General features: G+C 63.8%; 12 protein-coding genes. 9 read left to right on the forward strand and 3 right to left on the reverse strand.

From position 1 onward, the window contains the following. The first annotated feature begins 221 nt into the window (after positions 1-221). The 5 genes from OZ411_RS19210 to OZ411_RS19230 all read left to right on the forward strand — a co-directional run bounded on the left by OZ411_RS19210 (position 222) and on the right by OZ411_RS19230 (position 5,985). Entirely contained in the window at positions 222-2,537 is a 2,316-nt protein-coding gene (locus OZ411_RS19210; RefSeq protein ID WP_282529209.1) for a bifunctional salicylyl-CoA 5-hydroxylase/oxidoreductase, read from the forward strand. Then, positions 2,534-3,316, forward strand: coding sequence for an SDR family NAD(P)-dependent oxidoreductase (locus OZ411_RS19215; RefSeq protein ID WP_282529210.1), 783 nt, complete (start codon positions 2,534-2,536; stop codon positions 3,314-3,316). The genes OZ411_RS19210 and OZ411_RS19215 overlap by 4 nt, the downstream gene beginning before the upstream one ends. 37 nt (positions 3,317-3,353) lie before the next feature. Further along, positions 3,354-4,193: an enoyl-CoA hydratase family protein gene (locus OZ411_RS19220; protein WP_282529211.1), complete on the forward strand. Its 840-nt coding sequence runs from the start codon at positions 3,354-3,356 to the stop codon at positions 4,191-4,193. Between the two features lie 21 nt (positions 4,194-4,214). Then, a complete protein-coding gene (locus OZ411_RS19225) occupies positions 4,215-4,610 on the forward strand; it encodes a RidA family protein (RefSeq protein ID WP_282529212.1) in 396 nt (131 codons plus the stop codon). Positions 4,611-4,740: 130 nt separating this feature from the next. Then, the gene (locus tag OZ411_RS19230) at positions 4,741-5,985 is read left to right on the forward strand and encodes a flavin-dependent oxidoreductase (RefSeq protein WP_282529213.1); all 1,245 of its coding nucleotides are present in this window, start codon (positions 4,741-4,743) and stop codon (positions 5,983-5,985) included. 247 nt (positions 5,986-6,232) lie between these two features. Here OZ411_RS19230 and OZ411_RS19235 read toward each other — a convergent pair whose 3' ends face one another. Both OZ411_RS19235 and OZ411_RS19240 read right to left on the reverse strand, forming a co-directional pair. Next, entirely contained in the window at positions 6,233-6,685 is a 453-nt protein-coding gene (locus OZ411_RS19235; protein WP_282529214.1) for a cupin domain-containing protein, read from the reverse strand. A 28-nt stretch (positions 6,686-6,713) separates the two neighbouring features. After that, positions 6,714-7,880, reverse strand: a complete 1,167-nt coding sequence (locus OZ411_RS19240) for an ABC transporter substrate-binding protein (protein WP_282529215.1) — start codon at positions 7,878-7,880, stop codon at positions 6,714-6,716. Positions 7,881-8,154: 274 nt separating this feature from the next. Between OZ411_RS19240 and OZ411_RS19245 the strand changes: the two genes are divergently transcribed. The 3 genes from OZ411_RS19245 (at position 8,155) to OZ411_RS19255 (ending at position 11,243) form a co-directional block, all read left to right on the forward strand. After that, the gene (locus tag OZ411_RS19245) at positions 8,155-8,649 is read left to right on the forward strand and encodes a MarR family transcriptional regulator (protein ID WP_027582003.1); all 495 of its coding nucleotides are present in this window, start codon (positions 8,155-8,157) and stop codon (positions 8,647-8,649) included. Then, complete coding sequence (locus tag OZ411_RS19250; RefSeq protein WP_282529216.1) at positions 8,646-9,458, forward strand: alpha/beta hydrolase; 813 nt, start codon at positions 8,646-8,648, stop codon at positions 9,456-9,458. Before OZ411_RS19245 ends, OZ411_RS19250 begins: the two co-directional genes overlap by 4 nt. A gap of 141 nt (positions 9,459-9,599) precedes the next feature. Beyond that, entirely contained in the window at positions 9,600-11,243 is a 1,644-nt protein-coding gene (locus OZ411_RS19255) for a benzoate-CoA ligase family protein (protein WP_282529217.1), read from the forward strand. 255 nt (positions 11,244-11,498) lie between these two features. On the opposite strand, the gene OZ411_RS19260 is transcribed toward OZ411_RS19255, so the two are convergent. Next, positions 11,499-12,401 carry a LysR family transcriptional regulator gene (locus OZ411_RS19260; protein ID WP_130580067.1) on the reverse strand — a complete coding sequence of 301 codons (903 nt, stop codon included), beginning with the start codon at positions 12,399-12,401 and terminating at the stop codon, positions 11,499-11,501. Positions 12,402-12,564: 163 nt separating this feature from the next. On the opposite strand from OZ411_RS19260, the gene OZ411_RS19265 reads away from it, so the two are divergent. Beyond that, on the forward strand, positions 12,565-13,785 hold the full coding sequence (locus OZ411_RS19265; RefSeq protein WP_282529218.1) for an amino acid ABC transporter substrate-binding protein: 1,221 nt from the start codon (positions 12,565-12,567) through the stop codon (positions 13,783-13,785). Positions 13,786-13,829: the final 44 nt, after the last annotated feature.

Here is a 13,829-nt window from a genome sequence, read left to right on the forward strand (position 1 = left end):
TTGCTCGTCCCGGCCCCGTAAAGAACGGGGGAGGGAGAACCGCCGTCAACCGATCCGATCTGTCTAACCGGTTGCCGCGCCTAAGAGCGCGGCGAGACCGCTTTTTTGCCCGACCGGGCCGGGGCTCGCTTGACAAAATTATTTTAAGCATAAAATATTCCCATGTCGGTCCGGGAGCTGTCCGCGGAGATGCCCCGACGGCCGAAGGTGAGGAGACAGCCATGCGCATCGTCTGCATCGGGGGCGGGCCGGCCGGGCTCTATTTCGGCATCCTGATGAAGATGCTCGATCCGGCGCACCGGATTTCGGTGGTCGAGCGCAACCGCCCCTACGACACCTTCGGTTTCGGCGTCGTGTTCTCCGACGCGACCATGGACAACATGCGCAAATGGGATCCCGTCACGGCGGATGCGATCGAGGAGGCTTTCAACCACTGGGACGATATCGAGGTCCTGATCAAAGGCCGCCGGATGCGCACCACCGGCCACGGCTTTGTCGGCATCGGCCGCAAGCGCCTGCTCAACATCCTGCAGGCGCGCGCCGAGGAACTCGGCGTCGAACTTGTCTTTGAGCGCGAGGTCGATTCCGATCTCGAATTTCCGGATGCCGATTTGATCGTCGCGGCCGACGGCGTGAACTCAAAGATCCGCACGCGCTATGCCGACAGCTTCCAGCCCGACATCCTGATGCGGCCGAACCGCTATATCTGGCTCGGCACCAACAAGCGCTTTGACGCCTTCACCTTCGATTTTCGCAAGACCGAGCACGGCTGGTTCCAGGCGCATATCTACAAATTCGAGGATGGGGCGGCGACGTTCATCGTCGAGACCACGGAAGAAGCGTTCCTGGCGCATGGCCTCGACAAGCTCGACCAGGCCGGCTCCATCGCCTTCTGTGAGAAGGTCTTCGCAGAAGTTCTCGAGGGCCATTCGCTGGTCTCCAATTCGCGCCATCTGCGCGGCTCGGCCTGGCTTTCCTTCCCGCGATTGATCTGCGGCAAATGGACCGCGTTCAACGGCAACAGCCATGTCGTGGTGATGGGCGATGCCGCGCATACCGCGCATTTTGCGATCGGATCGGGGACCAAGCTCGCGCTCGAGGATGCGATCGAGCTGACCAACCAGTTCAAGCAGCTCGGCGCGACGCCGGACAAGATTCCGTCAGTGCTCGCAGCCTACGAGGAGCTTCGGCGCGTCGATGTCGCGCGGATCCAGAATGCCGCGCGCAATGCGATGGAATGGTTCGAGGTGGTCGGCGCGCGCTATGCCGACACGCTGGAGCCCGAGCAGTTCATGTATTCGCTGCTGACGCGCTCGCAGCGCATCAGCCACGAGAATTTGCGTCTTCGCGACAAGACATGGCTCGAAGGCTATGAGCGCTGGTTCGCCGAACGCGCCGGGCTGCCGGATTCGAATGATCGCGTGGCGCCGCCGATGCTCACGCCGTTCCGCATCCGCGGCTTGTCGTTGCCCAACCGCATCATCTGCTCGCCGATGGCGATGTATTCGGCAGAAGAGGGCGTGCCGAACGATTTCCACCTGGTGCATTTCGGCGCCCGCGCGCTCGGCGGCGCCGGACTGATCTTCACCGAGATGACCTGCGTGTCACCAGAGGCGCGGATCACGCCGGGCTGCTGCGGGCTGTGGAACGACGAGCAGGCGAACGCTTACAAGCGTATCGTCGATTTCGTCCACGGCAACAGCGCGGCCAGGATCGGCATCCAGCTCGGCCATGCCGGCCGCAAGGGGTCTACGCGCGTGGCTTGGGAAGGCATGGACGAGCCGCTCCGGGACGGAAACTGGCCGCTGGTGTCGGCCTCCGCCGTTCCCTATCTGCCCGACGGCCAGACGCCGGAGCCGATGACGCGCGCCGAGCTGGATGAGGTGCGCGAGCAGTTCGTCGCCGCAGCCCGGCGCGCGGTGCGGGCCGGCTTCGACATCCTCGAACTGCATTGTGCCCACGGCTATCTGTTGTCGAGCTTCCTCTCGCCGCTCACCAACCGCCGACCTGATCAATATGGCGGCAGCATTGAGAACCGTGCGCGCTATCCGCTGGAAGTGTTTCGCGCGATCCGGCAAGTGTGGCCGCAGGACAAGCCGATCTCGGTGCGCCTGTCGTGTCATGACTGGGCCGAGGGCGGCAACACGCCGGATGATGCGCTTGAGTTCGCAAGGCTGTTCAAGGAAGCCGGCGCCGACTTGATCGATTGTTCCTCGGGGCAGGTCTGGGCCGACGACCATCCGGTCTATGGGCGGCTCTATCAGACGCCGTTTGCCGACAAGATCCGCAACGAGGTCGGCATTGCGACCATTGCGGTCGGCGCGATTTCCGAGGCCGATCACGCCAATTCCATCATCGCCGCCGGCCGCGCCGATCTCTGCGCGATCGCTCGCCCGCATCTCGCCGATGCTGCCTGGACGCTGCACGAGGCCGCCAAGATCGGCGTGAAGTCGATTGCCTGGCCGAAGCAGTATCTCTCCGGCAAGCCGCAATACGAGGCCAATCTGGAACGCGCGGCAGCGGGAGCGAAAGCATGACCCGGAATTTCTGGCCCAATGCGCATGCGCTCATCACCGGTGGCGGCTCCGGCATCGGCGCCGCGGCCGCACGCGCGCTGGCCGAAGTCGGCGTACGCGTGAGTATTGCAGGCAGGAGGCCGGATGCGCTTGCCGAGACGGCGGCGTCCATTGGGGCGCGTGCAGGCGCGGTGCTGCCTGTCGATGTGACCGACGAAATCGCGGTCACCGAAGGCATCAAGCGGATCGAGGCTGAGGCCGGCCCGATCGACATCCTCGTCAACAATGCAGGGAAGGCGCTGAGCGCGCCGTTCGAGAAGACGGATGCCGCGCTGTGGTCGGACATGCTGGCGAGCAACCTCTCCAGCGTCTTCCTGGTGACGCATGCGGTGCTGCCCGGCATGGCGCAACGCGGACGCGGGCGCGTCATCAATGTTGCGTCCACGGCGGGCCTGACCGGCTACGCTTACGTCTCGGCCTATGTCGCCGCCAAGCACGGCGTCGTCGGGCTGTCGCGCGCGCTCGCGCTCGAATATGCGCGCCGCGGCGTCACCGTGAATGCGGTCTGTCCGGGCTATACTGATACGCCGTTGGTGGCCGAGGCGGCCGCCAACATCGTCGCCAAGACCGGCCGGAGCGAAGCGGAAGCGCGCGCAGCCCTGGCAAAGGTCAATCCGATGCAGCGGCTGGTGACGCCTGAGGAGGTCGCGGACACCATTCTTTGGCTCGCCTCCTCAAGCGCATCGTCCATCAACGGACAGGCCATCGCGGTTGCCGGCGGCGAGGTCTTCACGGGATAAGGGAAACGCCCAAGGAAACGCCCAAGGAAACAACATCATGTCTGAGATGAAAGCAAAGCTGCGACCGTTCAAGAATTATCCGGCGCGCCATTTCAAATGGTCCACCGATGACCATGCCCGCGTCGCCACCATCACGCTGAACCGGCCGGACAAGAAGAACCCGCTGACGTTCCAGTCCTACGAGGAGCTGCGCGATCTCTTCCGCGATCTTGCCTACGCCTCCGACGTCCGCGCCATCGTGCTGACCGGCGAGGGCGGCAATTTCTGCTCCGGCGGTGATGTGTTCGAGATCATCGAGCCGCTGACGCGGATGGCGATGCCCGACCTGATTGCGTTCACGCGCATGACCGGCGATGTCGTGAAGGCGATGCGCAAATGCCCCCAGCAGATTGTCGCGGCGATCGACGGTATCTGCGCCGGCGCCGGCGCGATGCTGGCGCTCGCGTCCGATCTGCGGCTGGCGACGCCGCAGGCCAAGACCGCGTTCCTGTTCACGCGCGTGGGACTCGCTGGCGCCGACATGGGCGCGTGCGGACTGTTGCCGCGGGTGATCGGGCAGGGGCGCGCCGCTGAGTTGCTTTACACCGGCCGGGCCATGAGCGCGGAAGAGGGATTTGCCTGGGGCTTTCACAACCGCCTGGTGCCATCGGCGGAGTTGTCGGCCGCGGCTCATGAACTCGCCCGTTCGCTCGCCGACGGCCCATGGTTCGCGCATGGCATGACCAAGACGATGTTCAACCAGGAATGGGCGATGGGCATCGACGAGATGGTGGAGTCGGAAGCGCAGGCGCAGGCGGTCTGCATGGCGACCGGTGATTTCCGCCGCGCCTTCGAGGCTTTCGCCGCCAAGAAGAAACCGGTCTTCGAGGGGAATTGAACCCGTGACGGGAACAAACACATGATCGAACTCCTGCAACCGAACGGCTGGGCCCAGCCGGTCGGCTATGCCAATGGCGTTGCCGCGCGCGGCAAGATGATCTTTGTCGCCGGCCAGATCGGCTGGAACGCGCAATGCGTGTTCGAGACCGACGATCTCGTGGAGCAGATCGCCCAGACCCTGCGGAACGTCGTCGCGGTCGCCGCCAGCGGCGGCGCAACGCCGGAGCATATCGTGTCGATGACCTGGTTCCTGCTCGACCGCCGCGAATACTCCTCGCGGTTGAAAGAGATCGGCGCGGTCTACCGCGACATCATGGGCCGCCGTTTCCCGGCGATGACGGCGGTGCAGGTCTCCGGCCTGATCGAGGATCGCGCCAGGGTCGAGATCCAGGCCATCGCGGTGGTTCCGGATTGAGGTGGTGAGAGCGTTAACCTAAGTCGCGGGCGGAGTGGATGCTGAGACCATAAAGCGTCTTGCGAGCGGCTCTGACGCCGTGCGACCCTGCCACCTCTCACAACGTCCGGGTTTCGAGCGGAGTAGGGCGATGAAGGCGATTATCGTCGGCGGCGGGATTGGCGGGCTCACGACGGCGCTGATGCTACGGGCTCGCGGCATTTCCTGCGAATTGTTCGAGCAGGCGGAAACGATCCGCGAGCTCGGCGTCGGCATCAACACCCTGCCGCATGCGATCCGCGAACTCGCCGGGCTTGGCCTGCTTGACGCGCTCGACAAGGTTGCGATCCGCACCTACGAGCTGTTCTACCTGACGCGCCATGGCCAGCAGGTCTGGCACGAGAAGCGCGGGCTGGACGCCGGCCATGAGGTGCCGCAATTCTCCGTTCATCGCGGCCGCCTGCAGGGCGTCATCTATCAGGCGGTGGTTGAGCGGCTCGGCAGCGAGGCGATCTACACCGGTTGCCGGCTCGGCGCGTTCACGCAGGATGAAGGCGGCGTCGCGGCCTACTTCTTCGATCGTGCAGGCCAGCATGTGCACACGGCGCGCGGCGATATCCTGATCGGCGCCGACGGCATCCACTCGAAAGTGCGCGAGACGCTGATTCCGAACGAGGGGCCACCCTGCTGGAACGGCCTGATGCTGTGGCGCGGCGCCGCCGACTGGCCCGCGTTCCTGACGGGCCGCTCGATGATCATCGCCGGCGGCCTGAACGCCAAGGCCGTGATCTATCCGATCGCGGAAGGCTCGAGCCCGGCCGGCCGTCTCACCAATTGGGCGGTGATGGTGCGGATCGGCGACGGCGCGTCACCGCCGCCGCGCCGCGAGGGCTGGTCGAACCTCGGCAGGCGCGAAGAGCTGATGCCGCATGTGGCAGGCTTCTCGATCCCGCAGGTCGACTTTGCAGCGCTGGTCGGCGCCACGCCGGAATTCTGGGAATATCCGTGCTGCGACCGCGATCCCTTGCCCTATTGGACCAGCGGGCGCGTCACCTTGCTCGGCGATGCCGCGCATCCGATGTATCCGGTCGGCTCCAACGGCGCTTCGCAGGCCATCCTCGATGCGCGATGCCTCGCGGATGCGCTGGCGCGTTCGGAGCATCCGCGTCAGGCGCTGGTCGCCTACGAACGCCAGCGCCTGCCGATGACCGCTGACATCGTCGCCTCCAACCGTCGCGGCGGGCCCGAGGGCGTGATCGATGCGGTCGAGCAGATCGCGCCGCAGGGGTTCACAGATATCGAGTCTATTCTGAGCTATGAGGCGCGCGAAGCGATCGTGCGCGGCTACGCCGCCAAGGCCGGCTTCGCCGCGCGCGTGGTGGCACGGCAATCGTGACGGGCGTCGCGGGCTTCATCCTTCGAGACGGCCGCTGCGCGGCCTCCTCAGGATGAGGTCTAACGGCGAGGCGAGTCTCAGACCCTAATGGTGAGGAGCGCGGCTTGCCGCGCGTCTCGAACCATGAGGCCCCAGACCTCTCATCCTGCTCTTGCTGCGTAGCCCGGATGGAGCGCAGCGCAATCCGGGACACCGTCGATTGGGGCGATCAACCCCGGATTACGCTGCGCTCCATCCGGGCTACGTGCTACGCCGGGGGCGGCGGCAGGAAGTGGATGTTGTGCTCAGCGGCGAGTTTCACCACATCGTCCGGGTTCTGCTCCCGCATATTGTGGATCGCCCAGAACAGATCATAGAGCCGGCGCGTCGGCGACACCCAGAACAGCGTCTTCGCGGCCTGCTGCGACTTGTTGAAGATGCCGTGCGGCTTGCCCATGGGCAGGCGCACGAGATCGCCAGGAGTAGCTGACTCGTCCGCGCCGTCGAGCATGAAGTCGAGCTTGCCTTCGAGGATGTAGAGATATTCGTCCTGGTCGGGATGGATGTGCGGCGGCACGAAAGTGCCGGGCGGAAACGTCGCATGCCAGGAGAACGAGTGCTCGGTGCGGTTCTTCGGCACATAGGTCTGGCCGAGGATGTTCCAGGTGATGCCTTGCATGCCCTCGTTGGCGCGCGTGATGCCCGCGATCTCGTCGTTCATTGTTCCACTCCCTCGCTTACTTGCCCGTTCACTTGGCTGAGCAATCCTTGGCGTAACGGTCGCCGTAATTTTCAAACACTTTCTGTACGATCTCGGTCTGGAACTTTCCATCAGGACGTTTCGCGACCTGGGTCAGATAGAAGTCCTGGATCGGATAGCCGTTGGTGTTGAACTTGAATCCGCCGCGAAGCGAGACGAAGTCCGCCTTCTTGAGCGCCGCCGCGACCGCCTCCTTGTTGGAGAGATCGCCGTTCACCGCCTTCACCGCGCTGTCGATCAGCAGCGCCGCGTCGTAAGCCTGCATGGCGTAGGTGCCGGGCACGCTCTTGTAGGCGGCTTCATAGGCAGCGACGAACTTCTTGTTCTGGGGATTGTCGAGGTTGGGCGCCCAGTTGGCGCCGCCGAACATGCCGACCGCCGCGTCCTGCTGCGCCGGCAACGTCGATTCATCGACCGTGAAGGCTGACAGCACGGGCACGGTGGCGCCGGCCTGCTTGTACTGCTTCACCAGATTGACGCCCATGCCACCCGGCATGAAGGTGAACAGCGCATCCGGCTTCAGCGAGGAGATTTTTGTCAATTCGGGCTGAAAGTCGAGCGTGTTAAGTGGCGTATAGGATTCGTCGACGATCTCGCCCTTGTAGTCGAGCTTGAAGCCGGCCACGGAGTCGCGCCCTGCCTGGTAGTTCGGCACCAGGAGATAGACGCGCTTGTAGCCGCGGTCCTGCGCGACCTTGCCGAGGATCTCGTGCACCTGGTCGTTCTGATAGGAGGTGACGTAGAAGAACGGGTTGCATTCCTTGCCGGCGTAGCTCGAGGGCCCGGCATTGGGCGAGATCAGGAACGTCTTGTTCTCGGTCACGGGGCGGTGGATTGCCTGCAGGATATTGGAGAAGATCGGCCCAACCACAAAATCGACCTTGTCGCGTTCCAGGAGCCCGCGCACCTTGGTCACCGCGCCATCCGGCTTGAGTTCATCGTCGACATTGACGACCTCGACCTCGCGGCTCGCCATCTTGCCGCCGAGATCCTTGATCGCCAGCGCAAAGCCGTCGCGCACCTGTTGGCCGAGCGCGGCGGCCGGGCCCGACGTCGTCACGATGACGCCGATCTTGATCTTCTCCTGCGCCAACGCAGGTCCGGCAGCAAGGGCGAACAGCGCCGCCAATCCTGCCAACTTCAATGCCCGTTTCATGGTCTCTCCCCGCGCCAACAAAGATCAAAATCTCGCGCCACAGCTTATTCTGACGACGGCAAGCGCCGCAAGCGAATGCCTCGCCGGGTCTGGGCCGCCCGCGGACCGTTCAGCCGCCCGCGGTCTGTATGCAAGCGCCGCGCCAAATTGCTTGAAGCTTAAAGAGATCCCGCGATATCATGGAGCATCGCTCATTCGGCTTGCGATATGCCGCGAATTGTTTGAAGGTCAAAACGATCGGCTGCGATTGGCGCCGCGAAAGGCGTGACTGCCCATGATGCTTGATTCCGAGACAAAAGCGGTCGAACTGCCGGAAGATCATGGCACGGAGCTCCGGCTCTGGCTTCGGCTTCTGACCTGCACCACCCTGATCGAGGGCGAGGTGCGCAGCCGCCTTCGCGAGCGCTTCGACGTCACGCTGCCGCGCTTCGACCTGATGGCCCAGCTCGACAAGGTGCCTGACGGCATGACGCTATCAGACCTTTCCAAGCGCATGATGGTATCGAACGGCAATGTGACTGGTCTGGTCGAGCGGCTGGTGGAATCGGGTCATCTCGACCGCCGCACCTCGGAGACCGATCGGCGCGTGCAGTTCATCCGATTGACAAAGCTCGGCCGTGCCGAGTTCCGCAAGATGGCGGCCGAGCACGAGACCTGGATCGCCGATATCTTCGCCGACCTCTCGCGCAAGGATATCAGTGAATTGATGCGGCTGCTCGCCAAGACAAAAGCATCGGCGCAGCGATCGGCCAAGGCGCGGACGCCGTGAGTGGTGTCGACTATGAAGTCGAATACAACAATCGCGCGCGGGTGCCGGAACATCCGGCGCTGATCGAGGGCTGGGCCAGGGACGCATCCGCCTATCGCGCGCAGCATGCGCCGCGCCGCATCGCCTACGGCCCCGGCAATCGCCACACCATTGATTTGTTTGAAAGCGGCGAAGGGCCGATCGTCGTCTTCATCCACGGCGGCTATTGGCAGGCGCTCGACGGCTCCTTCTTCAGCCATTGCGCGCGCGGGCTCAATACCCACGGGGTCACGGTCGCTGTGCCGAGCTACGATCTCTGTCCTGCCGCCACCATTGCCGATATCATCGGCCAGATGCGCGATGCGTCGCGCGAATTGGCGCGCCTCGGACGACTGCTGGTGATGAGCGGTCATTCTGCGGGCGGGCATCTCGCCGCCTGCATGCTCGCGACCGATTGGATGGCGTTCGATAGGTCGTTGCCGAAGCGGCCGGTCATATCGGCCTATTCGATCTCGGGCCTGTTCGAGCTCGCGCCGCTGGTCGAAACCTCGATCAACAAGGCGTTGCGTCTGGATGCTGCGGCAGCCGAGGCCGCAAGTCCGCTGTTCTGGCGGCCGCCAGCCGGAACAGCGCTGGATGCGGTGGTCGGCGAAACCGAAAGCGCCGAATATCATCGGCAAAGCCGCACCATCGTCGAGCAATGGGGCGCGGCCGGCGTTGCCACCCGGTTCGGTGTCGTCGCCGCTGCCAATCATTTCACCGCGATCGCGCCGCTGGCCGATCCGCACTCGGCGATGGTTACGCGCCTGCGCGAATTGGCGCAGGGCTGAATTCTCCTCACGTTCCGGCGAAGCGCAAAATCGGCCCTTGCGCGGAATTGTTTTAAGTATAAAATTGTCGCCGGATACGCTGCCGGGCGTCCTCGATGTGTGATCGTGAGCATTCTTGCTGGAAAGCGAGGGGCGATGGATATGGCAGTTCTTGCACCGAAGCTGGGCCCTTCCGCCCATGTCGATACGTTCACGCGCGACAATCTTCCGCCGCTCCATCAGTGGCCGGACCTGCTGCTCGACCGGCCTGAATTTCAATATCCAGAATATCTCAACGCCGCGGTCGAACTGACCGACCGCATGGTCGAGAAGGGGTTTGGCGACCGCATTGCGCTGATCGGCAACGGTCGCCAGCGCACCTACAAGGAATTGACCGACTGGTCCAATCGCCTTGCGCATGCGCTGGTCGAGAACTATGGCGTCAAAGCCGGCAACCGTGTGCTGATCCGTTCCGGCAACAATCCGGCCTTCGTTGCCGTCTGGCTCGCCGCGACCAAGGCTGGCGCCGTCGTCGTCAACACCATGCCGATGTTGCGCGCCGGCGAACTGGAGAAGATCGTCGACAAGGCCGAAATCTCGCTGGCGCTGACCGACAGCCGTATCGCCGATGAGCTCGTCGCCTGCGCGAAGATCAGCAAATTCCTCAGGCAGGTCGTCAATTTCGACGGCACGCAGAACCACGACGCCGAGCTCGATCGCGTCGCGTTGAGCAAGCCGGTGCGGTTCGAGGCGGTCAAGACCGGCCGCGACGACGTCGCGCTGTTGGGATTCACATCGGGCACGACCGGCGAGCCGAAGGCGACGATGCATTTCCACCGCGATCTCCTGATCATTGCGGATGGTTATGCGAAGGAAGTGCTTGATGTCACCGAGGACGACGTCTTCGTCGGGTCGCCACCGCTGGCCTTCACCTTCGGCCTGGGCGGGCTCGCGATCTTTCCGTTGCGGTTCGGCGCTACTGCGACGCTCCTGGAAAATGCCGCTCCGAACCAGATGGTCGAGATCATCGAGACCTACAAGGCGACAATCTGTTTCACTGCGCCGACGGCGTACCGCGCGATGATGGCCGCGATGGACAACGGCGCCGACCTGTCCTCGCTGCGCATCGCAGTTTCTGCCGGCGAGACACTGCCGGCGCCAGTATTCGAAAGCTGGACCAGGAAGACCGGCAAGCCGATCCTCGACGGCATCGGCAGCACGGAGATCCTGCACATCTTCATCACCAACCGGATCGGCGATGCCGTAGCGGGCACGACCGGACATCCGGTCTCAGGCTATGAGGCAAAGATCGTCGATGACGACATGAACGAGTTGCCGCCCGGCAAGGTCGGCAAGCTCGCGGTGCGTGGCCCGACCGGGTGTCGCTATCTCGCGGACCCGCGCCAAACCAAATATGTGCGCGATGGCTGGAACCTGACCGGCGACGCGTTCGTACGCGACGAGAATGGCCGGCTCTCTTTCGTCGCCCGCGCCGACGACATGATCATTTCTTCCGGCTACAACATCGCGGGTCCCGAGGTCGAGGCCGCGCTATTGACACATCCCGACATCGCGGAGTGTGCGGTGGTGGGGCAGGCCGATGAGGAGCGCGGGCAGATCGTTTCGGCCTATGTCGTGCTGAAGCAGGGCTGCCGCTGTGACGATCTGCAGGTCAAGCTCTTGCAGGATCACGTCAAGGCCAAGATCGCGCCGTACAAATATCCTCGCGCCATCAGCTTCGTCGACGCGCTGCCGAAAACGCAGACCGGCAAGATCCAGCGCTTCAAATTGCGCGAAGCGAGCTGACCTAGAGCGTAGTGCCATTTGGTTGGACTGGCCACGAGTCCGCTTCACCTCTCCCGCTTGCGGGGGAGGCATAGGCCGCCTTTGGCGGCCGTTCCTCAGAACGCCGAAGCGGAGCTTCGGCTATGGCGTCAGCGTCGGGTGGGGCTCTCTCCACACGATCGGACAGTGTGAATCGCGGAGAAACCCCCACCCTGGCCCTCCCCCGCAAGCGGGAGAGGGAGCGCAGCACCTGTCCCGGACGCAATCGAGCTGACCTCAGTCCTGCTCTTCCCGCATCCGGCCGATCAGGAGGTCGGCCACCAGCCGGCAGGACGGCGACAGGTTTCGGCTCGCCAGCCGGACCATGGTGACCTGCGTTGCTTCCAGCCGCTTGTCGCGTAGCGGCACGGCGACGAGCAGGCCGGCCTCCAGCGCCGACACTGCGGCGACGCGCGGCAGGAAGGTGGCGAGATCGGTGCGGGCGGCAAGCCTTTGTGCGAAGGCGAGCGAGTTGGTCTCGGTGCAGACCTCGAGCCTGACCTTCGCTTGCGCGCAGGCCCGATCGACTTCCTGGCGGATGCCGAAGGACGGATCGGGGACCACGACGCGTAGCCCTGCGAGTTCCTTCACTGTGCAGCTCGCCTTGTTCGCCAGCGGGTGGCGCGGCGAGACGATCAGGCACAGCGACTGCCGCATCCGCCCGAGCTCGATCAGATCGCTGCGCGGCGCGCGGCCGAACACGAAGCCGAGGTCGACATCGTTGTGGCCGACTCTCTCGGCCACGTCGCGCGAGCCCACCATCGTCATCGAGATCGAGATGCCCGGATAGTCGCCGGCAAGGTCGACGGCGAAATTCGACAGAAAGCTCATCAGCATGCCCTCAACGGTGGCGATCCTGACCTGCCCACGCCGCGAACTATCGAACTCCTGCACCTTGACGCGGATGCCGTCGAGCTGATTGCGGTTCTCGACCGCGTAGCGGTAGAGTAGGTTACCGGCGCCGGTGAGCTGCATCCCGCGCGGGCCGCGCTCGAACAGTTTTGCCGAAAGCTCCTCCTCGATCGCCTGCATCTGCCGGCTGATCGCGCTCGGCGCGATCCGCAGCGAAGCCGCCGCCTGCTTGATCGAGCCGCATTCGGTGACCTCGCGGAAATATCGGATGGCGGCTGACTCGATCATGCGGCTTTCGTCCTCCCCTCGCGGCCTGCCCAACAAGGCGGCAGGCGCTGACCAGGGGTCGAATTATTCGACCTCAGACCTCTAATTTCAATGCTTTTATTCGAATGCGGGATTTGCCATCATTTTTATGTTTCAGTCTCTGGCCGCCATGGAGAAGTATTCTATGAATAAGTCTTGGGTCGCTCGTTACGCGCGTCTTGCAGCCCCGCTATGGGCGGCAGCGGTTCTCTGCGGCGCGCAGACTTCTAACGCGTCGGCCGAGGACGTCATCCGTTTCGGCGCGCCGCTGCCGATCACCGGCCCGCTCGCGCCCGAAGCGATCAAGCAGCAGCAGGGTTATGACCTCTGGGCCGAGGAGGCGAACAAGGCCGGCGGCATTTCCGTCGGCGGCAAGAAATACAAGGTCGAGATTGTCTACGCCGACTATCAGTCGAACACGCCGCGCGCGGTGCAGGCGACCGAGCAGATGATCAGCCAGGACAACGTCAACTTCATGTTCGGCGCCTTCGGTTCCGGCGCGGCCAAGGCGGCGAGCACCGTGTCCGAGAAGTACAAGGTACCGACGCTGGCGGCGACCGCGTCCTCCGTCCAGGTCTATGACCAGGGCTACAAATATCTGTTCGGCACCTTCACGCCGAACGACACGCTGACGACGCCGCTGACCCAGATCATCAAGGCCAAGGTGCCCGAGGTGAAGAAGGTCGCGATCCTCGCGCGCAACGATTTGTTCCCGCTCGCGATCGCGCAGGAAATGGAGAAGTCGGCCAAGGCCAACGGCTTTGACCTCGTCTATTTCGAGAAATATGCGATCGGCACACTCGATCACTCGGCGACGCTGTCGCAAATCAAGTCGCTCGCGCCGCAATGGATATTCGTCACCGGCTACATCAACGACCTGCTCCTGATCCGCAAGCAGATGGTCGACCAGGAGATGAAGGCGCCGATTGTCACGATGATCGCCGGTCCGGCCTATCAGGAATTCATCGAGTCCGGCGGCAAGACCGCCGAGAACATCACCAGCGCCTCCTGGTGGCATCCGGCCGAGCGGTATGAGGGTAAGGACATCTTCGGCTCGACCGAGAATTTCGTGAAGCTGTTCAAGGCCAAGTACAAGAGCGAGCCGGACTACGGCCAGGCTTCCGCGGCACTCTGCGGCGCGCTGTTCCAGATGGCGATCGAAAAGGCCGGCTCGCTCGATCGCGACAAGGTGCGCGATGAGCTCGCCAAGCTCGACGTGGTGACCTTCTTCGGCCCCGTCAGGTTCGGTGCCAACGGCCAGATCAACTCGCTCGATCCGCCGGTCTTCCAGATCCAGGGCGCCAAGCCCGTGGTGTTGTTCCCGGAAGCGATCAAACAGGGCGATCTCAAGGTTGGCGTCAACTGATGACCAACCGTCATTGCGAGCAGAGCGAGGCCGCCAGAAAGAAT

The organism is Bradyrhizobium sp. Arg237L (assembly GCF_029990105.1).
GTDB lineage: Bacteria > Pseudomonadota > Alphaproteobacteria > Rhizobiales > Xanthobacteraceae > Bradyrhizobium.

Excerpts from the sequence above, each read along its gene's own strand:
- OZ411_RS19245 (WP_027582003.1), top strand. The coding sequence starts at position 8,155 with ATGATGCTTGATTCCGAGACAAAAGCGGTCGAACTGCCGGAAGATCAT.
- OZ411_RS19255 (WP_282529217.1), top strand. The coding sequence starts at position 9,600 with ATGGCAGTTCTTGCACCGAAGCTGGGCCCTTCCGCCCATGTCGATACG.
- OZ411_RS19220 (WP_282529211.1), top strand. The coding sequence starts at position 3,354 with ATGTCTGAGATGAAAGCAAAGCTGCGACCGTTCAAGAATTATCCGGCG.
- OZ411_RS19230 (WP_282529213.1), top strand. The coding sequence starts at position 4,741 with ATGAAGGCGATTATCGTCGGCGGCGGGATTGGCGGGCTCACGACGGCG.
- OZ411_RS19210 (WP_282529209.1), top strand. The coding sequence starts at position 222 with ATGCGCATCGTCTGCATCGGGGGCGGGCCGGCCGGGCTCTATTTCGGC.
- OZ411_RS19215 (WP_282529210.1), top strand. The coding sequence starts at position 2,534 with ATGACCCGGAATTTCTGGCCCAATGCGCATGCGCTCATCACCGGTGGC.
- OZ411_RS19265 (WP_282529218.1), top strand. The coding sequence starts at position 12,565 with ATGAATAAGTCTTGGGTCGCTCGTTACGCGCGTCTTGCAGCCCCGCTA.
- OZ411_RS19235 (WP_282529214.1), bottom strand. The coding sequence starts at position 6,685 with ATGAACGACGAGATCGCGGGCATCACGCGCGCCAACGAGGGCATGCAA.
- OZ411_RS19225 (WP_282529212.1), top strand. The coding sequence starts at position 4,215 with ATGATCGAACTCCTGCAACCGAACGGCTGGGCCCAGCCGGTCGGCTAT.
- OZ411_RS19260 (WP_130580067.1), bottom strand. The coding sequence starts at position 12,401 with ATGATCGAGTCAGCCGCCATCCGATATTTCCGCGAGGTCACCGAATGC.
- OZ411_RS19240 (WP_282529215.1), bottom strand. The coding sequence starts at position 7,880 with ATGAAACGGGCATTGAAGTTGGCAGGATTGGCGGCGCTGTTCGCCCTT.